The 21,211-nt window shown below is 71.7% G+C and carries 19 protein-coding genes; 17 read left to right on the top strand and 2 right to left on the bottom strand.

Features of this window, described 5'->3' with window-relative positions; all coding sequences use genetic code 11:
* Window positions 1-18: 18 nt before the first annotated feature.
* From AC2IPW_RS20750 to AC2IPW_RS20725, 6 genes are all read left to right on the top strand, one after another.
* Window positions 19-2,211: an acyl-CoA dehydrogenase family protein gene (locus tag AC2IPW_RS20750; RefSeq protein WP_416061828.1), complete on the top strand. Its 2,193-nt coding sequence runs from the start codon at window positions 19-21 to the stop codon at window positions 2,209-2,211.
* The gene (locus tag AC2IPW_RS20745; protein ID WP_416061827.1) at window positions 2,208-3,458 is read left to right on the top strand and encodes a lipid-transfer protein; all 1,251 of its coding nucleotides are present in this window, start codon (window positions 2,208-2,210) and stop codon (window positions 3,456-3,458) included. The genes AC2IPW_RS20750 and AC2IPW_RS20745 overlap by 4 nt, the downstream gene beginning before the upstream one ends.
* 2 nt (window positions 3,459-3,460) lie before the next feature.
* Window positions 3,461-4,333: a MaoC/PaaZ C-terminal domain-containing protein gene (locus AC2IPW_RS20740; protein WP_003934706.1), complete on the top strand. Its 873-nt coding sequence runs from the start codon at window positions 3,461-3,463 to the stop codon at window positions 4,331-4,333.
* The gene (locus AC2IPW_RS20735; protein WP_003934705.1) at window positions 4,330-4,980 is read left to right on the top strand and encodes a PaaI family thioesterase; all 651 of its coding nucleotides are present in this window, start codon (window positions 4,330-4,332) and stop codon (window positions 4,978-4,980) included. The genes AC2IPW_RS20740 and AC2IPW_RS20735 overlap by 4 nt, the downstream gene beginning before the upstream one ends.
* Before the next feature lie 10 nt (window positions 4,981-4,990).
* Window positions 4,991-5,779 carry an SDR family NAD(P)-dependent oxidoreductase gene (locus tag AC2IPW_RS20730; RefSeq protein ID WP_289380127.1) on the top strand — a complete coding sequence of 263 codons (789 nt, stop codon included), beginning with the start codon at window positions 4,991-4,993 and terminating at the stop codon, window positions 5,777-5,779.
* Between the two features lie 131 nt (window positions 5,780-5,910).
* On the top strand, window positions 5,911-7,035 hold the full coding sequence (locus AC2IPW_RS20725; RefSeq protein ID WP_486375558.1) for a biosynthetic peptidoglycan transglycosylase: 1,125 nt from the start codon (window positions 5,911-5,913) through the stop codon (window positions 7,033-7,035).
* Window positions 7,036-7,103: 68 nt separating this feature from the next.
* On the opposite strand, the gene casG is transcribed toward AC2IPW_RS20725, so the two are convergent.
* Window positions 7,104-8,768 carry a steroid-24-oyl-CoA synthetase gene (gene casG / locus AC2IPW_RS20720; protein ID WP_486375557.1) on the bottom strand — a complete coding sequence of 555 codons (1,665 nt, stop codon included), beginning with the start codon at window positions 8,766-8,768 and terminating at the stop codon, window positions 7,104-7,106.
* A 217-nt stretch (window positions 8,769-8,985) separates the two neighbouring features.
* On the opposite strand from casG, the gene AC2IPW_RS20715 reads away from it, so the two are divergent.
* The 10 genes from AC2IPW_RS20715 to AC2IPW_RS20670 all read left to right on the top strand — a co-directional run bounded on the left by AC2IPW_RS20715 (window position 8,986) and on the right by AC2IPW_RS20670 (window position 19,454).
* Window positions 8,986-10,179 carry an NADH:flavin oxidoreductase gene (locus tag AC2IPW_RS20715; RefSeq protein ID WP_010596069.1) on the top strand — a complete coding sequence of 398 codons (1,194 nt, stop codon included), beginning with the start codon at window positions 8,986-8,988 and terminating at the stop codon, window positions 10,177-10,179.
* Between the two features lie 14 nt (window positions 10,180-10,193).
* Entirely contained in the window at window positions 10,194-11,891 is a 1,698-nt protein-coding gene (gene casI, locus AC2IPW_RS20710; RefSeq protein ID WP_486375556.1) for a steroid-22-oyl-CoA synthetase, read from the top strand.
* A 3-nt stretch (window positions 11,892-11,894) separates the two neighbouring features.
* Window positions 11,895-12,761, top strand: coding sequence for an SDR family NAD(P)-dependent oxidoreductase (locus tag AC2IPW_RS20705; protein WP_017679878.1), 867 nt, complete (start codon window positions 11,895-11,897; stop codon window positions 12,759-12,761).
* Entirely contained in the window at window positions 12,758-13,642 is an 885-nt protein-coding gene (locus AC2IPW_RS20700) for an LLM class F420-dependent oxidoreductase (RefSeq protein WP_048773241.1), read from the top strand. The genes AC2IPW_RS20705 and AC2IPW_RS20700 overlap by 4 nt, the downstream gene beginning before the upstream one ends.
* A gap of 99 nt (window positions 13,643-13,741) precedes the next feature.
* On the top strand, window positions 13,742-14,908 hold the full coding sequence (locus AC2IPW_RS20695) for an acyl-CoA dehydrogenase family protein (protein ID WP_486375555.1): 1,167 nt from the start codon (window positions 13,742-13,744) through the stop codon (window positions 14,906-14,908).
* The gene (locus tag AC2IPW_RS20690; protein ID WP_486375554.1) at window positions 14,905-15,903 is read left to right on the top strand and encodes a bifunctional MaoC family dehydratase N-terminal/OB-fold nucleic acid binding domain-containing protein; all 999 of its coding nucleotides are present in this window, start codon (window positions 14,905-14,907) and stop codon (window positions 15,901-15,903) included. The genes AC2IPW_RS20695 and AC2IPW_RS20690 overlap by 4 nt, the downstream gene beginning before the upstream one ends.
* The gene (locus AC2IPW_RS20685; RefSeq protein WP_486375553.1) at window positions 15,904-17,016 is read left to right on the top strand and encodes an acyl-CoA dehydrogenase family protein; all 1,113 of its coding nucleotides are present in this window, start codon (window positions 15,904-15,906) and stop codon (window positions 17,014-17,016) included.
* On the top strand, window positions 17,013-17,453 hold the full coding sequence (locus tag AC2IPW_RS20680) for a MaoC family dehydratase (RefSeq protein ID WP_010596062.1): 441 nt from the start codon (window positions 17,013-17,015) through the stop codon (window positions 17,451-17,453). Before AC2IPW_RS20685 ends, AC2IPW_RS20680 begins: the two co-directional genes overlap by 4 nt.
* Window positions 17,450-18,625: a lipid-transfer protein gene (locus AC2IPW_RS20675; protein ID WP_010596061.1), complete on the top strand. Its 1,176-nt coding sequence runs from the start codon at window positions 17,450-17,452 to the stop codon at window positions 18,623-18,625. The genes AC2IPW_RS20680 and AC2IPW_RS20675 overlap by 4 nt, the downstream gene beginning before the upstream one ends.
* A 16-nt stretch (window positions 18,626-18,641) precedes the next feature.
* Window positions 18,642-19,454 (top strand): MaoC/PaaZ C-terminal domain-containing protein, encoded by an 813-nt coding sequence (locus tag AC2IPW_RS20670; RefSeq protein WP_486375552.1) that lies wholly within the window; start codon window positions 18,642-18,644, stop codon window positions 19,452-19,454.
* Between the two features lie 41 nt (window positions 19,455-19,495).
* Here AC2IPW_RS20670 and AC2IPW_RS20665 read toward each other — a convergent pair whose 3' ends face one another.
* Window positions 19,496-20,272: an SDR family oxidoreductase gene (locus tag AC2IPW_RS20665; protein ID WP_119700054.1), complete on the bottom strand. Its 777-nt coding sequence runs from the start codon at window positions 20,270-20,272 to the stop codon at window positions 19,496-19,498.
* A 173-nt stretch (window positions 20,273-20,445) separates the two neighbouring features.
* Between AC2IPW_RS20665 and AC2IPW_RS20660 the strand changes: the two genes are divergently transcribed.
* Window positions 20,446-21,207 carry an SDR family NAD(P)-dependent oxidoreductase gene (locus AC2IPW_RS20660; protein ID WP_010596058.1) on the top strand — a complete coding sequence of 254 codons (762 nt, stop codon included), beginning with the start codon at window positions 20,446-20,448 and terminating at the stop codon, window positions 21,205-21,207.
* The last annotated feature ends 4 nt before the right edge of the window (window positions 21,208-21,211 follow it).

Raw genomic sequence — 21,211 nt, 5'->3', positions numbered from 1 at the left:
CGAATTCGCGAGGCCGACATGACCATTGGATTGACAGACGAGGACCGCGACCTGCGCGACGCGGTGCGCGGCTGGGCCACCCGCCACGTCACCGCCGACGTGGTGCGCCAGGCCGTCGAAGCCAAGACCGACACCCGTCCCGCGTTCTGGAACTCGCTCGCCGAACTCGGTGTGCTCGGTCTGCACCTGCCCGAAGAGGTCGGCGGCGCCGGCTGCGGTCTGGTCGAACTCGCCGTCGTCACCGAGGAACTCGGCCGGTCGATGGTGCCCGGCCCGTTCCTGCCGACCGTGCTGACCGCCGCGGTGCTGCGCGAGGCCGGCCGCACCGCCGAACTCGCCGGTCTCGCGGACGGTGCCACGCTCGCCGGCGTCGCCCTCGAGCCGGGCACGTTGCGGGTGGGGCGCGGCTCGGCCGGCACCACACTGTCCGGACGATCCGGATTCGTCCTCGGCGGCCACACCGCCGATCTGCTGCTCGTCGCGGCCGAGGACGCCGGCAACCGCGCCTGGGTGCTGCTGCGCCGCGACCGGATCGACGTCGAGGACCTGCCCAGTCACGATGTGGTCCGCGGCAATTCGCAGTTCGAGGTGGACCGGCTGGCGCTCGGCGCCGACGACGTGCTGCGGATCGATCCGCAGCGCGTCACCGATCTCGCCGCCGCTCTGTTCGCGGCCGAGGCCTCGGGCATCGCGGACTGGTGCGTGCGCACCGCCGCCGAGTACGCCGCCGTGCGCCGCCAGTTCGGCCGGCCGATCGGCCAGTTCCAGGGCGTCAAGCACCGCGCCGCACGCATGCTCGCACTCGCCGAGCAAGCCCGCGTGTGCGCGTGGGACGCCGCCCGCGCCCTGACTCCCGGCGGTGCCGAGGCGGACGAGGCGTCCCTCGCGGCCGCCGTCGCCGGCGCCACGGCCCCCGAGGCAGCGTTCGCCGTGGCCAAGGACTGCATCCAGATCCTCGGTGGCATCGGCTACACGTGGGAGCATGACGCGCACCTGTATCTGCGCCGCGCCCAGTCGCTGCGGATCCTGCTCGGCTCCACCGCCTCGTGGCGCCGGCGCGTCACCGACCTCACCCGCGGCGGCACCCGCCGCGTCCTCGGCATCGACCTGCCGCCGGAGGCGGAACGGATCCGCGCCGAGGTGCGCGGCGAACTCGAGCCCGCCGTCGCTCTCGACGGCACCGAACGCACCGCGTACCTCGCCGAGAAGGGCTACACCGCACCACATCTGCCCGCACCGTGGGGCAAGGGCGCCGACGCGGTCACCCAGCTGGTGATCGCCGAGGAGCTGCGCGGGGCCAGCCTGAGGCCGCACGACATGATCATCGGCAACTGGGTGGTGCCGACCCTGATCGCGCACGGCAGCCCGGAGCAGCTCGAGCGGTTCGTGCCGCCGTCGCTGCGCGGCGACATCGTCTGGTGCCAGCTGTTCTCCGAGCCCGGCGCGGGCTCGGATCTGGCGTCGCTGACCACGAAGGCCACCAAGGTCGACGGCGGGTGGATCCTGCAGGGGCAGAAGGTGTGGACCTCGATGGCCCGCGACGCCCACTGGGGCATCTGCCTGGCCCGCACCGACGCCTCCGCTCCCAAGCACAAGGGCCTGTCGTACTTCCTCGTCGACATGCGCGGCAGCGAGGGTCTCGACATCCGCCCGCTGCGCGAGATCACCGGCGAGGCGCTGTTCAACGAGATCTTCATCGACAACGTCTTCGTCCCGGACGAGTGCCTCGTCGGCGAGCCCGGCGACGGCTGGAAGCTCGCCCGCACCACCCTCGCCAACGAACGCGTCTCCCTCTCGCACGACTCGTCCCTCGGCTCCGGCGGCGAGGCCCTGCTCGAACTGGGCGCCGAACTGCCCGGCGGGCTCGACGACGAACAGGCCACCGTCCTCGGGAAGGTGTTGTGCGACGCGCAGACCGGCGGGCTGATGGCGCTGCGCACCACGCTGCGGTCGCTGGCCGGGGCGCAGCCCGGCGCCGAGTCCTCGGTCGCGAAGCTGCTCGGCGTCGAGCACATCCAGCAGGTGTGGGAGGTCGCGATGGACTGGGCCGGACCGCGTTCGCTGCTCGGCGCGCAGGACCGCCGGTCGGCGACGCAGATGTTCCTCAACTCCCAGTGCATGTCGATCGCCGGCGGCACCACCAACGTCCAGCTCAACATCATCGGGGAGCGCCTGCTCGGCCTGCCCCGCGACCCCGAGCCCGGAAAGTGAGCGCCGCGGTGACGTCGGCGCGGCACGGGCGTCGTGTGTTCGTCGTCGGCGTGGGGATGACGAAGTTCGAGAAGATCGAGACCAGCGGCCGGGAATACCCCGAGATGGTCCGCGAGGCCGTCGACGCCGCCCTCGGCGACGCCGGCATCGGCTACGGGCGGGTGCAGCGGGCCGCCGTCGGCTACGTGTTCCAGCCGTCCACCGCCGGTCAGCGCGCCCTGTACGAGGTGGGGCTGACCGGCATCCCGATCGTCAATGTCGACAACAACTGCGCCACCGGGTCCACGGCGCTGATGACGGCGCGGGACTGGGTGCAGGGCGGGCAGGCCGACGTCGCGCTGGCCGTCGGGTTCGAGAAGATGACCCGCACCTCCCTCACCGGCACCGGCGAACTGCCCAAGGTCACCACCCTCGACCACCACCTGAAGGTCATGACCGACCTGCACGAGTGGGGCACCGGGCCGATGACCGCGCAGTTGTTCGGCAATGCCGCGGTCGAGCACATGGAGCGCTACGGCACCACCGCCGAGCAGATCGCCGCCGTGGCGGTGAAGAACCACCGGCACTCGGTGCACAACCCCTACGCGCAGTTCCGCGACGAGTACACCCTCGAACAGGTCCTGGGCGACAAGATGATCCACGCGCCGCTCACCCGCTCGCAGTGCTCGCCCACCTCCGACGGCGCCGGCGCGGCGGTCCTGGTGAGCGAGGCGTTCGTGCGCGAGCACGGCCTCGAGGACCGGGCCGTCGAGATCGTGGCGCAGACGCTGACCACCGACACCGGCGAATCGTTCGACAGCCGCTCGATGATCGACGTCGTCGGCGCCCCGATGACCGGGGCGGCCGCCGCCCGGGTGTTCGCCGAGTCCGGGCTCACCGTCGACGACGTCGACGTGATCGAGTTGCACGACTGCTTCGCGATCAACGAGATCATCACCTACGAGGGGCTCGGCCTGTGCGGCCCGGGGGAGGGCGGCAAGCTCGTCGAGTCGGGGGCCACCACCTACGGCGGCCGGTGGGTGGTCAACCCGTCGGGCGGCCTGCTCTCCAAGGGCCATCCCCTCGGTGCCACCGGCCTGGCCCAGTGCGCCGAACTCACCTGGCAGCTGCGCGGCGAGGCCGGTGACCGCCAGGTCGACGGCGCCCGCGTGGGCCTGCAACACAATCTGGGGCTCGGCGGCGCGTGCGTGGTGACGCTGTACCGGGCCGGGACCCTCACCGGATCCGCGGACGAGAAGGAGAACTGACCGTGCCCATCGACCCGAAGATCGCGCTGTCCGCCGAACCGACTGTGCGCGAAGCGGTCTGGACCGACCGCGACGTCATGCTGTATCACCTCGGCCTCGGTGCCGGCGGCGACGGACTCGACCCGGCCGAGCTGCGCTGGGTGTACGAGAAGGACCTGCGGGTGCTGCCGACGTTCGCGATGGTGGCCGGTCAGGGCATCTCGGCCGGCGCCCTGAAGCCGGCCGGCATGAACCTGCCCGGCATCGACATCGACCTGCGACGCATCCTGCACGGCGGGCAGTCGCTGCAGCTGCACGCCCCCATCCCCGCCTCCGGGACGGCGCACATCTCGTCGCGCGTGGCCCACGTGTGGGACAAGGGCAAGGCCGCCGTCATCGTGCTCGAACAGTCCGCCGCCACCCCTGAGGGTGCACCGCTGTGGACCACCGGCATGCAGATCTGGGCCCGCGGCGAGGGCGGCTTCGGGGGCGAACCCGGCCCGGAGACGCCGCACGCGGTGCCCGAACGCGACGCCGACACCGTCCTCGTCTCGCCCACCGGCACCCGGCAGGCGCTGCTGTACCGGCTCAGCGGCGACATGAACCCGCTGCACGCCGAGCCCGCATTCGCACAGGCCGCCGGATTCGACCGGCCGATCCTGCACGGTCTGGCCTCCTACGGAATCGTGTGCAAGGCCGTCGTCGACGGTCTGCTCGACGGCGACCCGGCGCGGGTGCGGAGCTGGTCGGTGCGGTTCGCCGGCTCGCTGTTCCCGGGCGAGACCATCGAGACCGCCGTCTGGCGCGACGGTGACCGGCTGACGTTGCTGGCCACCTGCCCGGAGCGCGACGGCGCCCCCGTCCTCACGCACGCCGTCATGGAGGTGCGTCCGTGAAGGTCGGCACGCATCCCACCGCCGCCACCCACGCCCACGGCACGGTGCTGACCTCGGCGCCGCAGGACGCGCCGGTGGACCGGGCGACCGCCGCCGCGCGCCGCGTCGTCGACGCCATGCTGCGCACCGACCGCGGCAACGCCAACCTCGACCGGGTCGCCGAGGAGCTGAACAGCATCGCCGACCACCTCGAGGAGCACGCCCCGGAGGTCGCCGAACGACTGATCGACATGTGGAACGGCGAGGGCGTCACCCGGCACGACCCGGTCACCGGGCCCGAGAACGCCATCGCCCCACCGCTGGTCCTCGAAGGGCTCGAGGACGGCTCGGTGCGGGGCACGGTCACGCTGACGATGCCGTACCAGGGTCCGCCCGGGTGCGTCCACGGCGGGGTGTCCGCGCTCATCCTCGACCATGTGCTCGGCGTCGCCAACGCGTGGGGCGGCAAGTCCGGGATGACGGCGAAGCTCGAGACGAACTACCACCGGCCCACGCCGCTGTTCGAGCCGCTGGTGATCACCGGCCGGCTCGTCTCCGTCGACGGCCGCAAGATCCGCACCGTCGGCAGCATCACGACGGCCGACGGGCAGCTGTGCGTCTCGGTGGAGGGACTCTTCATCGACAAGACGGTTCCGCGCCCCCGATAGGAGAGTCCGCATGGGAGCACTCGACGGCCGCGTCGCGGTAGTCACCGGCGCCGGCATGGGCATCGGACGCGGCATCGCTGCGGCGTACGCGCGGGAGGGCGCGGACGTCCTCGTCGCCGAGATCGACGAGCAGGCCGGCGACGCCACCGCCCGGTGGCTGCGCGACGAGTGGGGTGCGCGTGCCCACTTCGTGCGCACCGATGTCACCGACAAGGACCAGGTCCACGCCGCGGTCGACGGCGCGGTCGAGCGGTTCGGCCGTCTCGACGTCCTCGTCAACAACGCCTGGCGCGGCTCCGGGTACGCCCGTTTCGAGAACATGACCGACGAGCAGCTGCGCGCCGGATTCGATACGGCCGTGATGGCGGCGTTCTGGGCGATGCAGCGCGCCCTCCCGGAACTCGAGCGCCACGGCACCGGCCGGGTGATCAACCTGTGCTCGCTCAACGGCGTCAACGCGCACATGTACTCCGTGCAGTACAACGCCGCCAAGGAGGCGTTGCGCACCCTCACCCGCACCGCGGCGCGGGAATGGGCGCCGAAGCAGATCTGCTGCAACGTGATCTGCCCGGGCGCGCAGAGCGAGGCGTTCCGCCGGGTGGCTGCAGCCGACCCCCAGATGGCGGCGGCGTCGGCGCAGGCCAACCCGATGGGCCGCATCGGTGACCCGCTCGACGACATCGGGCCCGTCGCGGTGTTCCTCGCGAGCGACGCCGCGCGTTACCTCACCGGCAACACCTTGTTCGTCGACGGCGGTGCGCACATCAACGGCGTCCAGTGGGCGCCGCGGGTGGACTGAGCATCCGGGTCCCGACCCCCCCGAGACCGGCCCGTGACCGTCGGCGACGAAGATGAGGGGGTCGTGTCGGTGACCAGCGGGAGGCGTGTGCAGCGATGAGGCCGGGCAGGTGCACAACGTGCGGCCGGACCGTGGGTCCGTTCGAGAGGCGGGTCGACGGCCGGTGCACCCGGTGTGTCGCCGCACGTCTGCGCGCCTGGGCGGCGACGCCCGAGGCGCCGGTGCGCCGGGAACCGCAGGGCCGCGGCCCGAAGCCGCGCCGGCTGTGGCGCTCCGCGGTGCAGTGGCCCCGCCGGTCCGAGCCGCAGCCCCGCCGCGAGCCCGAATACGCAGGATTCCGTCGGCCCGAACCGCCGTGGCCACCCGTCGCCCGACCCGGGCAGCCGCCGCTGCCGGCGCAGCCGCCGCGCAACCCCTGGCCCGCGCGGGCGAAGTGGGCCGGGGCGGCGGTCGCGGCGCTCGTGCTGATCGCGTTGACGGCCACCGCGTCGCTGCGGGTGTGGACGCCGGCGTCGTCGCGGTTCATGCGCATCGACGACGGTCCGGTCACCTACCAGTACGTCTCGCTCGATCATGTCAGCCGCTATGTCGTCGCCTCGGTGATCGCCCACGAGGACGACCAGATGGGTCTTCGTGCGCAGGCATTCCACTGGGGCGACTATGCCGACCGTGCCGTCGCCCACCTGACGGGTGAGCCACAGCAGACGTATTCGACGATCCCGCAGCAACTCGCGAAGAACATGTTCTTCACCCCCGACCAGAGCGCGATCCGCAAAGCCGTCGAGACGGTGCCGTCGATCCTGCTGAGCACCACCCTGCCCGACGCCCGCATCATGGAGCTGTACCTGAACTACGCGCAGTTCGGTCCCGACCTGTACGGGGTGTGCGCGGCCAGCTGGTACTACTTCGACACCGCGCCGTGGGAGATGTACCAGTACCACGCGATGCAGCTCGCGGGCATGCTGCCCAATCCGGAGGACGTGGTGCGCCTGCCCGGCGGGGGCGTCGCCACGCCGCCGGACGCGTCGTACCCGAGCGCGGCGTTCCACATCAACGGCGCCGCCAACGTCGATCTGCCCGCCCGCTTCGCCGGCTGGGGCGGCTGGGAGAACATCGTCGCGTCGGTGGGGATCGAGGATTCGGCCGCCGACCACGCCGACGACCGACCGAGTGCGGACTCGTGCTCGACGATGCCCGAGCCGGTGCGGCAGCGCCTGGCGGTCGAGGACCCCGGGTTCGTGTCGCGGTCGCAGTAGCCGCATCCGCGACCGGCGGTGCTTCTTGCGCGCGTGAGAACGCGCGCAAGAAGCACCGCCCCGCGCAACTAGATGCTGACCTCGCGGCGCACCGTCTTGCCCGTCGCGTTGCGGGGCAGCAGGTCGGACGTGATCCGCCAGCGTGTGGGCACCTTGAAGTACGACAGGCGCTCGGCCGCGTACTCGCGCAGTTCCTCCTCCGTCGCGCTCGCCCCGTCGGCGAGGACGACGACCGCCGCGACCTCCTGGCCGAGGTCGGGGTGCGGGACGCCGATCACGGCGCACTCGCGCACGGCCGGATGCTCGTCGAGGGTCTGCTCGATCTCGGTGGGGTAGACGTTCTCGCCGCCGCGCAGGATCAGGTCCGAGCGACGGCCTGTCAGGCGCAGCCGGCCGTTCTCGATGACGCCGTAGTCGCCGGTGCGCAGCCACCGGTCCGGGGTGATCGCCGCGGCCGTGGCCTCCTCGTCCTCCCAGTAGCCGAGCATGACGAACGGGCTACGCACGCACACCTCGCCCTCCACCCCGTCCGGCAGCCATTCGCCGAACGGGTCGCGGATCTCGAGGCTCACCGTGATGATCGGCCGGCCCAGGGTGCCGGGGAACGCCTCGAGGTCCTGCGAGTTGGCGACCGCGATGGCGGTGCTGCACTCGGTGAGGCCGTAGCTGTCGACGAGGGCGTCGCGCGCGAACGGCACCTTCTCGCGCAGCCGGTCCTTGAACGCGATCGACGACGGCGCCGACGCCAGCGCGAACGCCGTCAGCGACGACAGGTCGTACTTGTCGAGGCCCTCGTACTCGAGCAGCCGCGACGCCATCGTCGGCACCGCGCCCCAGTTGGTGACGCGTTCGCGTTCGATCAGGCTCAGCACCTTGTCCACGTCGAACGAACCCTGGTGCATGATCACCGCGCTGCCCGTCGCCAGCCGCGGGATCACCAGGTTGTGCAGGCTCGCGATGTGGAACAGCGGCGAGGTGAGCAGGTACCGCAGGTCGCTGGGGACGTCGTCGCTGTAGGTCCGGCCGGTGAACGCCGCGAGCAGGGCATCGCTGAACCGGTGGTAGTCGACGACCGCCAGCAGGTTGCGGTGCGAGTGCAGCGCGCCCTTGGGCCGGCCGCTGGTGCCGCTGGTGTAGAGGATGACCGACGGGTCGTCCTCGTCGATGTCGACGCGCGGCGGCTCGGCGCCGGGGTACTGCGCGATCAGCCGGGGCAGGTCCTCCTCCATCGTCAGGACCGTGATCCCGGTGGTGTCGACGTCCGCGAGGGCCTCGGCGCGCTTGGCGTCGACGACGAGGACCTTCGGCCGGCTGTGCTCGAGGCCGTACTCGATCTCCCGCGGCACCCACCAGCCGTTGAGCCCGACGGTGATCGCGCCGAGCGTCTGGCTCGCCCAGAACGCGATCACCCACTCCGGGGTGTTCGCGGCCAGGATCGCGACGCGATCGCCCTTCTCGACGCCGTAGTCGCTGCGCAGCGCCCGGGCGAGGGAGTAGGCGGCGGCGGCGTGCTCGGCGAAGGAGAGCCGGCGGTCGGCGGTGACGAGGTAGTCGCGGTCCCCCCAGCGCAGGGAGTCGGCGAGCAGCTCGCCCACGGCCTTGCCGCGGTTCTTCATCACCGGCATCGAGGCGCCGAGCACCTCTTCCTCGACGATCTCGAACCGGCCACCCGGGCCGGTCAGGCGGGAGACGAGCTCGTCGAGGTACAGCCGGGGATCTGCGGACGCAGTCATGCGGGGACCTTTCCTTCGTGTCACGTGAATACCGTGTCACCTGCGGCGATAGACCTGTGACCTCACCCTGGCCGCGGCCGCGTGTGAGGCGTGCCACTGCAATTTCTCACGTCGGGCCGTGGGTGCGGTAGTGGTTACCACTGAGCGGGACTCACCGTGATCCACCCGACAGCCGGGGCTACGTTCGGCGCAGAATCGCTGCCGGAGGAGCAACCGCATGTCCACATTTCTCGATACCCCGACGACAAGGATCGATCCCTTCGCCCCCGCGAAGCTCGGCCCGCTGACCCTGCGCAACCGGGTGATCAAGGCGGCCACGTTCGAGGGCCTGACCCCGAAGGGGCTCGTCACCGACGAGCTCATCGAGTTCCACCGCCGGCCCGCCGCCGGCGGCGTCGGCATGACGACGGTCGCCTACTGCGCCGTCGCACCCGACGGCCGCACCGCCCCCGGTCAGCTGCAGTGGACCGACGAGACCCGGCCCGGCATGCGCAAGCTCACCGACGCGATCCACAACGAGGGCGCCGCGGTCTCCGCGCAGATCGGCCACGCCGGTCCGGTCGCCGCCGCGAAGTACCTCGGCACCCCGGCCCTCGGGCCGAGCCGCGCCTTCCGCATGACGACCCAGAACTTCAGCAAGCCCGCCACCAAGGCGGACATCGCCCGCATCACCGAGGGCCACGCCGAGGCCGCGCGCCGCGCCGTCGAGGCCGGCTTCGACGCCGTCGAGATCCACTTCGGGCACAACTACCTCATCAGCTCGTTCCTGAGCCCGAAGATCAACAAGCGCAAGGACGAGTACGGCGGGTCGCTGGAGAACCGCGCCCGCTTCGCGCGGGAGGCCGCCCGCGCCGTCCGCGACGCCGTCGGCGACAAGATCGCGATCCTCGCCAAGCTCAACATGGACGACGGCGTGCCCGGCGGCTTCTGGCTCGACGAGTCGATCCAGGTCGCCAAGTGGCTCGAGGCCGACGGCTCGCTCGACGCCCTCGAGCTGACCGCCGGCAGCTCGCTGCTCAACCCGATGTACCTGTTCAAGGGCGACGCGCCGCTGCGCGACTTCGCCGCCGTGATGCCGCAGCCGACGAAGCTGGGAATCCAGTTGGTGGGCAAGCACTTCCTGCGTGAATACCCCTACCGCGACGGCTACCTGCTCGAGGACGCCAAGCAGTTCCGGTCGCAGCTGAAGATGCCGCTGGTGCTGCTCGGCGGCATCACCAACCGGGCGATCATCGACGAGGCGATGGCCGAGGGCTTCCAGTTCGTCGCCGCCGCGCGGGCGCTGCTGCGCGACCCGGACCTCGTCAACCGCATGCAGGAGGACGCGGACGCCGCGTCGCTGTGCAACCACTGCAACAAGTGCATGACCGCCATCTACGGGGGCACCCACTGCGTGCTCCGGACGGCGTGAAGGGAGCCGCAACGATGACGAGCACCGTGAACCCCGGCACCGCCGCGACGGAAGCGGGCGTGCAGCGCGCCACCATCGCCGAGATGCTGCTCGACCGCGTCGGCGACGACCGGCTCGGCCTGCGGACCCGGGAACAGGACTGGACGTGGGACGCCGTGGTGCGCGAGAGCGCCGCGCGTGGCGCTCTCGCGCGGTCGCTGCGCGGCGACGGCCCGTTCCACATCGGGATCCTCCTCGACAACGTCCCGGACTTCCTGTTCTGGCTCGGCGGGGCCGCGCTGGTGGGCGCGACGGTCGTCGGCATCAATCCCACGCGCGGCGCGGCGGAACTCGAGGCCGAGATCAGGTACGTGGACTGCCAGCTCATCGTCACCGACACCGCCGGGATGGCGAAGCTGCGCGGCCTCGACCTGGGCCTCGGCGAGGACCGCTTCCTGCTGATCGACGATCCCGGCTACGCGGCCCGCCTCGAGCGGGTGGAACCGGCGATCGCCGACGGCGTCGACGAGGACAGCCTGTTCCTGCTGCTGTTCACCTCCGGCACCACCGGCCGGTCCAAGGCCGTCAAGTGCTCCCAGGGCCGGTTGTCGCGGCTCGCGTACGCCAACACCGCCAAGTACGGGCACCACCGCGACGACGTGGACTACTGCTGCATGCCGCTGTTCCACGGCAACGCGCTGATGGCGCTGTGGGCCCCGGCCCTGGCCAACGGTGCGACGGTGTGCCTGACCCGCAAGTTCTCCGCGTCCGGGTTCCTGCCCGACGTGAAGTTCTTCGGCGCGACGTTCTTCACCTACGTCGGCAAGGCCCTGGCCTACCTGATGGCCACCCCCGAACAGCCCGACGACGCCGACAACCGGCTCGAGCGGGGATTCGGCACCGAGGCCTCGCCGGAGGACAAGGCCGAGTTCGTGCGCCGGTTCGGCGCGGTGCTGTACGAGGGGTACGGCTCGAGCGAGGGCGCCGGTTCGGTCCGGCTCGATCCGGCGGCGCCGGAGGGCGCGCTCGGCCGGCCCGCGCACGCCGGGATCGCGGTGGTGAATCCCGACACGTTCGCCGAGTGTGCCCGCGCGGTGCTCGACGAGCACGGCCGGGTGCTCAACCCGGACGAGGCGATCGGCGAGATGATCAACAAGGAGGGCGCCCGCGCCTTCGAGGGCTACTACAAGAACGACGTCGCCGACGCCGAGCGGATCCGCAACGGGTGGTACTGGACCGGCGACCTCGGCTACGTCGACGAGGCCGGCTTCATCTACTTCGCGGGCCGCAAGGGCGACTGGATCCGGGTCGACGGCGAGAACACCTCGGCGCTGATGATCGAGCGGGTCCTGCGCCGGCACCCGAAGGTCGTGACCACCGGTGTCTACGCGGTGCCGGACCCGCGGTCGGGCGATCAGGTGATGGCGGCGATCGAGGTCGCCTCGCTCACCGACTTCGACCCGGCCGAGCTCGCCGAATTCCTCACCGGCCAAGCCGATCTCGGGTCGAAGGCGATTCCCCGGTTCGTGCGGGTGTCGACGAACCTTCCCGTGACCGGCTCGAACAAGGTCCTCAAGCGCGAGCTGCAGGCGCAGCGCTGGCACACCACCGAGCCCGTGTACCGGTGGGTGGGACGCGGCGCGCCGGAGTACACCGCGATGAGCGAGTCCGACAAGGCCGCCCTGGACGAGGAATTCGCCGCACACGGCCGGCAGCGGCTGCTGAGCGTGTAGCCGATGCCCGGCACCCGCGTCGCCCTCGTCACGGGCGCCAGCCGCGGCATCGGACGCGAGACCGCCCTCGCGTTCGCCCGTGCGGGCTTCGACGTCGCCGTCACCGCCCGCACGGTCCGCGAGGGCCAGGGCGCCGTGCCGCCCCGCAGCCGCCGCGACGGCGACGAACCCATCGCCGTGCCCGGCAGCCTCGAGACCACCACCGCGGAGATCGAGGCACTGGGAGTGCGGGCGCTGCCCGTCCCGATGGACCTGCTCGACGTCGAATCGGTGCGCGGCGCGGGCCGGCGCGTCCTGGACGCGTGGGGCCGGGTCGACGTGCTGGTCGCCAACGCGTACGCGCAGACCGCGGGGAACATGGACCGGCTGCTCGACATCGACCTCGCCGACGCCGCCGCCATGATCGACGGCAACTACCTGCACCAGGTGGCGTTGATGCAGACGGTGCTGCCGGCGATGCTCGACCGCGGCAGCGGTGTGGTGATCGATCTGGTGTCCGGGTCGGCGGCGATCGACCCGCCCGCCCCACCGGGGGAGGGCGGCTGGGGCCTGTCGTACGCCGCGTCGAAGGCCGCGTTCGCCCGGATCGCCGGGATGATCAACGCCGAGTACCGGGGCCGCGGGATCCGGGCGTTCAACCTCAGCCCCGGGTTCGTCGTCACCGAGGCCGGCCGGGCCCGGGGCGGCACGCGCGCCGTCGAGGACGCCGGATTCGAGGCCGTGCCGGCGACGGTGCCCGCCGCCGCCGCGGTGTGGCTGGCGACCGCGCCCGAGGCGGACCGGCTGCTCGGCAAGGTGGTGTGGGCGCCGAAACTGATCGAGGAGACGACCGCTCGGGGAGCGGCGGCACGAGAGGACGGACGTACGTGAAGCTGGGTGTGGTGGTGCCGATCGAGCTGGGACACAGCGGGGACCCCGAGTGGATCCTCGAATTCGCGCGTGCCGCGGAGAAACTGGGGTTCGACGAGATCTCCGCCGTCGAGCACTCCGTGGTGATCGCGAACACCGGCAGCGCGTATCCGTACTCGCCGACCGGCAAGTCCCACCTGCCCGACGACTGCGACCTGCCCGACCCGCTCGAGCTGCTGTCGTTCGTCGCCGGTGCCACCACCGACCTCGGTCTCGCCACGGGCGTGCTGGTGCTGCCCAACCACCATCCGGTGGTGCTGGCCAAGCGTCTGGCCACCCTCGACCGGCTCTCCCGCGGCCGCGTCCGGATCTGCCTGGGGCTGGGCTGGATGCGGGAGGAGATCGAGGCGTGCGGCGGCGACTTCGACCGGCGCGGAAAGATCGCCGACGAGGCGATCGCCGTGATGCGCACCCTGTGGGCCGGCACCGACCCGGCGGGAGCGGACTTCGACGGCGAGTTCTACTCCTTCCGCGGCGCCCACAGCTGGCCGAAGCCGCACCGCGAGAGCGGGGTGCCGCTGTACATCGGCGGGCACAGCGCCGCCGCGGCCCGCCGGGCCGGTCGCCTCGGCGACGGATTCCAGCCGCTCGGCCTGGCCGGGGAGGATCTCGATCGGGCGATCGGGCAGATGCGCCGCGCCGCCGAGTCGGCCGGCCGCGATCCCGGCGCCGTGGAACTGGTGCTCGGGGCGACGCTGCCGCGGCTCGACGAGGCCCGCATCGACCGGGCCCGCGCCCTCGGGGCGACGCGGATGGTGCTGTCGGCGTCGCCGAAGGCCGGGACGCTGAACCGGGTCGTCGACGAGATGGCCGCCTGTGCCGAACGCCTCGGCCGGGTCTGACCGGGCGGTTCCCGCTGTCCGAGACGGTCCGCCCGCTCGGCGGCCCCGCTGACTAGCGTCCGAGGTCACAACGACATTCGGTCGCTAGGAGAATTCGCGATGGATCTGAAGGAATCCCCGGAGCAGGTCGCGCTCAGGAAGGAGCTGCGCGCCTACTTCGCGTCGCTGCTGCCGGAGGACAAGCGTCGCCGCGCCGGTGAGCAGGGAGTGGGGGGCGAGCACTTCCGCGAGGTCGTCACGCTGCTCGGCAAGGACGGCTGGCTGGGGATCGGCTGGCCCACGGAGTACGGCGGGCAGGGCCGGTCCATCGAGGAGCAGTTCGTCTTCTTCGACGAGGTGCAGCGCGCGGGCCTGCCGTTCCCCTTCGTCACCGTCAACACGGTCGGCCCGACCCTGATGAAGTACGGCACGCAGGAGCAGAAGGACCGCTTCCTGCCCGGCATCCTCTCCGGCGACATCGTCTTCGCCATCGGCTACACCGAGCCGGAGGCCGGCACCGACCTGGCGTCGCTGAAGACCCGCGCGGTGCGCGACGGCGACGAGTGGGTGGTCGACGGCAACAAGATCTTCACCTCGGGCGCCAACACGGCCGACTACGTGTGGCTGGCGTGCCGCACCGACGCCGACGCCCCCAAGCACCGCGGGATCTCGATCCTCATGGTGCCGACCGACGCGCCCGGGTTCTCGTGGTCGCCGATCCACACCGTCGGCGGCCTGTCGGTCACCGCCACCTACTACAGCGGCATCCGCGTCCCCGTCCGGGACGTGGTCGGGGAGATCAACGGCGGCTGGCCGCTGATCACCGCCCAGCTCAACCACGAGCGCATCGGCCTGGCCGCGATCGGCGGCCGCACCTACGGGCTGTGGCATCAGGTGCTGGACTGGGCGAAGGAGAACGGCGCCATCGAAATTCCCTGGGTGCAGCAGGAATTTGCCCGCACGCACGCGAAGCTCGAGGCGATGCGGCTGCTGAACTGGAAGATGACCGCCGCCGTCGCGGCCGACACCCTCTCGGGCGCGGACGCCGGTGCCACCAAGGTGTACGGCACCGAGACCCACGTCGACGTGTACCGGACGCTGCTGGGCATCCTCGGCGCGGCCGGTCGCATCCGTCCCGAATCGCCGGGCGCGGTGCTGGCCGGTCAGATCGAGCAGATCTCCCGGCAGGGCATGGTCAACACGTTCGGCGGCGGCGTCAACGAGGTCCTGCGCGACATGGTCGGCACCATGGGCCTGGGCCTCGTGCGGGAGAAGAGGGTCAAGTGAGCGAACTGCTGACCACGCTGCGGGCGTTCGAGGGGCAGACCCTGACCCCCACCACGTGGGGGCCGGACGAGGTCAACACCCCGATGATCCGGCACTGGGTCGAGACGATGGGCGACACCAGCCCGATCTACCTCGACGACGAGGCCGCCCGCGCCACCGGCCGTGACGGTGCCGTCGCCCCCGCGCTCATGACGCAGGTGTGGACGATGCGCACCTTCACCGACAAGATGGCGAACAACGACCCGTCGCAGGTGTGGACCGACCTGATCGCCACCCTGGACGCCGCCGGGTTCACCTCCGTCGTCGCCACCGACTCGGACTTCGAGTTCTTCACCGAGCTGCGCCCCGGCGACCGGGTCTCGCTCACCGAGGTGATCGAGTCGATCTCGGAGGAGAAGAGGACCGGGCTCGGTGCCGGGCACTTCGTGACCACGCTCAAGACGTACCGCAACGGCGCCGGCGAGGTCGTCGCCACCCAGCGGTGGCGCACCCTCCGTTTCCGGCCGAAGGACACGGCGCAGCCGAAGGACACGGCGCAGCCGAAGGACACGGCGCAGCCTGACGATGCGGCGCAGGCGAAGCCGAAGGGGCTGCGTCCGCGCCCGGCGCTCAACGCCGACAACGCCTTCTGGTTCGAGGCGGCGAAGGAGCACCGGCTGGTGATCCAGCGCTGCACGTCGTGCGGCACCCTGCGGCACCCGACGGGACCGATGTGCGGGCAGTGCCGCTCGCTCGACTGGGACACCGTCGACGCGTCGGGCCGCGGCACCGTCTACAGCTTCGTGGTCAACCACCACCCGCAGATTCCCGGCTTCGAGTACCCGCTCGTCGTGGCGACGATCGAACTCGAGGAGGGCACCCGCCTGATCGCGAACATGACCGGTGTCGCGCCGGACGCGGTGGAGATCGGCATGCCGGTGGAACTGGACTGGATCGACGCCGACCCGGATTTGACGCTGCCCGCGTTCCGGCCGGCCGCACGGGAGGACTCGTAGATGGATTTCAACTTCAGCGAAGAGCAGGAAGCGATTCGCGGCCTCGCCCGCGAGGTCTTCACCGGCAAGGCCGGCATCGACCGGGTCAAGCAGGTCGAGCTCGGCGACGAGCGCGTCGACCGGGAGCTGTGGCGCGAACTCGCCACCACCGGTCTGCTCGGCGTCGCCCTGCCCGAGGAGCTCGGCGGCGGCGGTCTCGGATTGTCGGAGCTGTACGTGCTGCTCGAGCAGCAGGGCCGGCACGTGGCGCCCGTCCCGATCTGGCAGTCCGTGCTCGCCGCCCTGGCGGTGGTCGAGTTCGGCACCGACGCGCAGCGCACCGCGCTGGTTCCCGGCGTCGCCGACGGCAGCCGGTTCCTGACGATCGGGCTCGAGGAGTTCGGCCCGTACGTCGACGGCGCTCCGGCGACCACCGCGACCGAGACCGGCGGCGGGTGGCACCTGACCGGCGCCAAGGCCGCCGTCCCGGTCACCCACGTCGCGGAGCGCGCGATCGTGTCGGCGACGACGCCGGCCGGTGCCGCGCTGTTCGTCGTCGACCTCGCCGGTGACGGTGTCGCCGTGGAGCAGACGCAGTCCACCACGTGGGAGATCTGCGGCAACGTCACGTTCGACGCGGCGCCCGCCGAGCTGCTCGGCCCCGCCGACGGCACCGCGGTGCAGTGGTTGCTCGACCGCGTCGAGCTCGCGCTCGCCGCCCTGCAGCTCGGTGTCGGTGCCGGGGCGGTCGAGCAGGCCGTCACCTACCTCAACGGGCGCATGCAGTTCGGGCGTCCGCTCGCGACGTTCCAGGCGGTGGGCCATCAGCTCGCCGACTGCTACATCGACCTCGAGGCCATGCGGGTGACGCTGTGGCAGGCGGCGTGGCTGCTCACCGAGGGCGCGGACCCGGGCACATCGGTGCTCGTCGCCAAGTGGTGGGCCACCGACGGCGGTCAGCGCGTCGTGCACCGCACGACGCACGTGCACGGCGGAATGGGCGTCGACACCGACTATCCGGTGCATCGGCACCTGTTGTGGGGCAAGCAGATCGGCGCCACCCTCGGCGGGTCCGCGTCGGATCTGGCGCGGCTCGGTGCCCAGCTCGCTGCCGGGGTCGAGGTGGTGGCATGACCGCCACCGTGTCCACGGACCGCAGCTACGACGACATCGAGATCGGCGAGGTGCTGCCCGAACTCGCGATCCCGCTCACCCGCACCCTGATCGTCGCGACCGCCCTCGCGACCCGCGACTTCCAGGACGTCCACCACGATCCCGAACTCGCCCGCGAGCGCGGATCGAAGGACGTGTTCATGAACATCCTCACCAGCAACGGCCTGGTGGGCCGGTTCGTCACGGACTGGGCCGGTCCGTGCGCCGTGGTGCGGCGGGTGAAGATCCGCCTGGGCGCACCGAACTACCCCGGCGACACCATGACGATGACCGGTGAGGTGGTCGGCAAGTCCGACGGGCTCGTCGAGGTCCGCGTCCGCGGCGCCAACAGCCTCGGCGACCACGCCGCCGGCACCGTCACGATCGCCTTCACCGACCGGCCGGGAGGAACCCGATGACCACCCCGCTCTCCGGTGCCGCCGCGATCGTCGGCATCGGCGCCACCGAGTTCTCCAAGAAGTCCGGCCGCTCCGAGCTGCAGCTCGCGTGCGAGGCGATCGTCGCGGCGCTGGCCGACGCCGGCATCGACCCGTCCGAGGTCGACGGCCTGGCCACCTACACGATGGAGACCAACGGCGAGATCCTCGTCGCCCGCAACTGCGGACTCGGGGAACTGAAGTTCTTCTCCCGCATCGGGTACGGCGGCGGGGCGGCCTGCGCGACCGTGCAGCAGGCCGCGATGGCCGTCGCGACGGGCGTCGCCGAGGTCGTCGTGGTCTACCGTGCGTTCAACGAACGTTCCGGGGTCCGGTTCGGTCTCGGCCAGCACGACCGGCCGATGGATTCGACCGCCGACCGCGCGGCCTACGCGTGGCTGACCCCGCAGGGACTGGCGACTCCCGCCCAGTGGGTCGCGATGTTCGCCCGCCGGTACATGCACCAGTACGGTGCCACGAGCGAGGATTTCGGCCGGGTCGCCGTCGTCGCCCGCAAGCACGCCGCGAACAACCCCGCGGCGTGGTTCTACGGCAAGCCCATCACGCTCGAGGACCACCAGAACTCGCGGTGGATCGCCGAGCCGCTGCACCTGCTCGACTGCTGCCAGGAAACCGACGGCGGGCAGGCGCTCGTCGTCGTCTCCGCCGAGCGGGCCCGGGACCTGCGGCACACACCGGTCCTGGTCAAGGGCGCCGCGCAGGGCTCCGGCAAGGACCAGCACATGATGACCAGCTACTACCGTCCGGACATCTCCGGCATCCCGGAGATGGGTCTGGTCGGCCGCCAGCTCTACGCGCAGAGCGGCCTGAGCCCGGACGAGATCGACGCCGCGATCCTCTACGACCACTTCACCCCGCTGGTGCTGCCGCAGCTCGAGGAACTCGGCTTCTGCCGCCCCGGCGAGGCGAAGGACTTCATCCGCGAGGGCAATCTCGAGCTCGGCGGCCGGTTGCCGTCCAACACCCACGGCGGGCAGGTCGGCGAGGCGTATCTGCACGGCGTCAACGGCATCGCCGAGGCGGTGCGCCTGCTGCGCGGCACCTCCACCAACCAACCCGACGGCGTCGAGAACGTGCTGGTGACGGCGGGAACCGCGGTTCCCACCTCCGGCCTGATCCTCGGCGCGGCCTGAACCGGAAGGACACGACATGACGGCAGTGGAGCAGAAGGCCGGTGCGTGGCGCGGCGCCGACCTGGGCACCCGCACGGTGAGTTACGACGAGCGCGACGCGATCCTGTACGCGCTCGCCGTCGGCGCCCAGCCGGCCACCGACCTGGACCTGGTGCTCGAGGACCGGCTGCGGGTGCTGCCGACGTTCGCGCTGACCCTGGCCCAGTGGGCGCCGGACGAGCTGGGCTCGCGGGGCGCGTTCGACACCGGCACCGCGCTGCACGGCTCGCAGGAGCTGACCGTGCTGGCTCCGCTGCCGCGCCGCGGCGAGGTGGAGCTGCGGGCGTCGGTGGGTGAGGTGTGGGACAAGGGCGCCGCGGCCGTGTTCGAGGTCCGGGTCGAGTGCGAGTACTTCGTCGCGACCTGGTCGATCTTCGCGCCCGGCGCGGGTGGGTTCGGCGGCGAGCGCGGCCCGTCGAAGCCGGCGGCCCCGCAGGGCGAGCCGGAGCTGACCGCGCCTCTGGTCACCGCCGCCAACCAGGCCGCGCTCTACCGGCTCACCGGCGACCGGCACCACATCCACATCGACCCGGAGGCGGCCGCGCGGATCGGGCAACCGCGTCCGATCATGCACGGGCTGTGCACGCTCGCGGCGGCGACGTTGCCGCTGGCGCGGCTCGTCGGTGCGCATCCGGCGGATCTCACCGCGCTGCAGGGCCGCTTCGCGGCGCCGGTGTTCCCCGGCGACGTCGCCGAGTTGCGGGCCTGGGGTGGATGCGACGACGTGGCGTTCGAGGTGGTCGGGGACGGGCGGGCCGTGATCTCGGGGGCGCGGGCGTCGTTCGCGTGACGTGGGATCGGTGCCCGGCATCCGGGCACCGATCCGCGCGGTCACTTCCCGTGCAGGGCCATGTACCGGGCCGGGAACTCGCCGCCGCCGTGGACGGCGAGGTCGGCGCCGTTGACGTAGGCCGCCAGGTCGCTGCCGAGGAACAGGCAGGCCCGGGCGATGTCCGACGGGACCGCCATCCGCTCCATCGGCAGGGTCCGGGTCACGGCGGCGCCGCCGTCGTCGCCGTACACCGACGCGGCGGCCTCGGTGCGGATCAGGCCGGTGGTGATGTGGTTGACGCGCACCTTCGGGGCCCATTCGAGGGCGAGAGCCTTCGTCAGGCCCAGCAGGCCGGCCTTGGCGGCGGTGTAGGCGGCGGTGCCGGGCTGCGGGTCGTGCGCCGAGACGCTGCCGATGTTGACGATCGCGCCGCCCTCGGGCTGTTCCTGCATCACCCGGTTGGCGGCCTGCGCGGCGTAGAACGGGGCGAGCAGGTTCAGTGCGACGATCTTCTCCACGAAGCGCGGGGAGACGGTGGCGGCGTCGGCGTCCGGCGACCCGCCGGCGTTGTTGACGAGCACGTCGAGCCGGCCGAACCGGGCGACGGTGTCGTCGACGAGGCCGGCCACGTCGGCCGGGTCGCGCACGTCGACGGCCCGGAACGCGGCGCTGCGGCCGTCGACCGCGGGCAGCGTCTCGGGTTCGTTGCGGGCGCAGACCAGGACGTCGGCGCCGGCGGCGAGGAAGTGCTCGGCGACGACGAAGCCGATGCCCTTGGTGCCGCCGGTGACGATCACGGCGCGCCCGGTGTGGTCGGCAGGATTGGGAAGGTGCACGTGGCTACCTTTCTGCGAGTTCGGAGCGGTTCGAGACTGCTTGCCGTCCGACGCTTTTCGCGGGCGACGGTGGAAACCGACATAGACAAGCAAGTGCTTGGTCAAGGATAGTGGACGGGGAGCCTGGGACGCACCGGGACTTCCGAAGTGGCGAGAGAACCGGAGCAGGACACATGAGCAAGCTGGACGGCAAGGTCGCGCTCATCACGGGCGCGGGGCAGGGGATCGGCCGGGGCATCGCCCTCGCCCTCGCCAAGGAGGGCGTGCGGATCGCGGCGGCGGGCCGCACCGAATCCAAGGTGATCTCGACGGCCGAGGCGATCGAGGAGCTCGGCGGCAAGGCACTCGCCGTGCGCTGCGACGTCAGCAACCCCGACGACGTCGACGCGGCGGTCCAGCGCACCGTCGAGCACTTCGGCGGCGTGGACATCCTGGTCAACAACGCCAACGACTGCCGGCCCGGACCGCTGCTGTCGTTCACCGACGACGAGTTCGAGCGGTCCTTCGCCACCGGACCGCTCGCGACGCTGCGGCTGATGCGGGCCTGCTACCCGGTGATGAAGGAACGCGGGGGCGGATCAATCGTCAACCTCGTCACCTCGGCGGCGGTCCGGTGGGACGCGAGCAACTACGGCGTCTACGGATCGATCAAGGAGGGCATGCGGTCGCTGACCCGTGCCGCGGCGTGCGAGTGGGGCGTCGACGGCATCCGCGTCAATGCCATCGCCCCCCACGCCCTGTCGCCGGGACTCGAGCGGTGGATGGAACGCAACCCCGAGGAGGCCGAGGAGTTCCGCGCCGGAATCCCCCTGCGTCGCATCGGCGATCCCGAGACCGACATCGGCCGGGCCGTCGTCTTCCTCGTCGGCGAGGACGCCGGCTACCTCACCGGCGCGACCATCCCCCTCGACGGCGGTCAGTCCCGCTGGGGCTGACGCC

Source organism: Rhodococcus sp. NS-SX18 (genome assembly GCF_057367935.1).
Note: the sequence above shows the minus strand (reverse complement) of the source record. Positions and strands in the feature narration are given on the sequence as shown.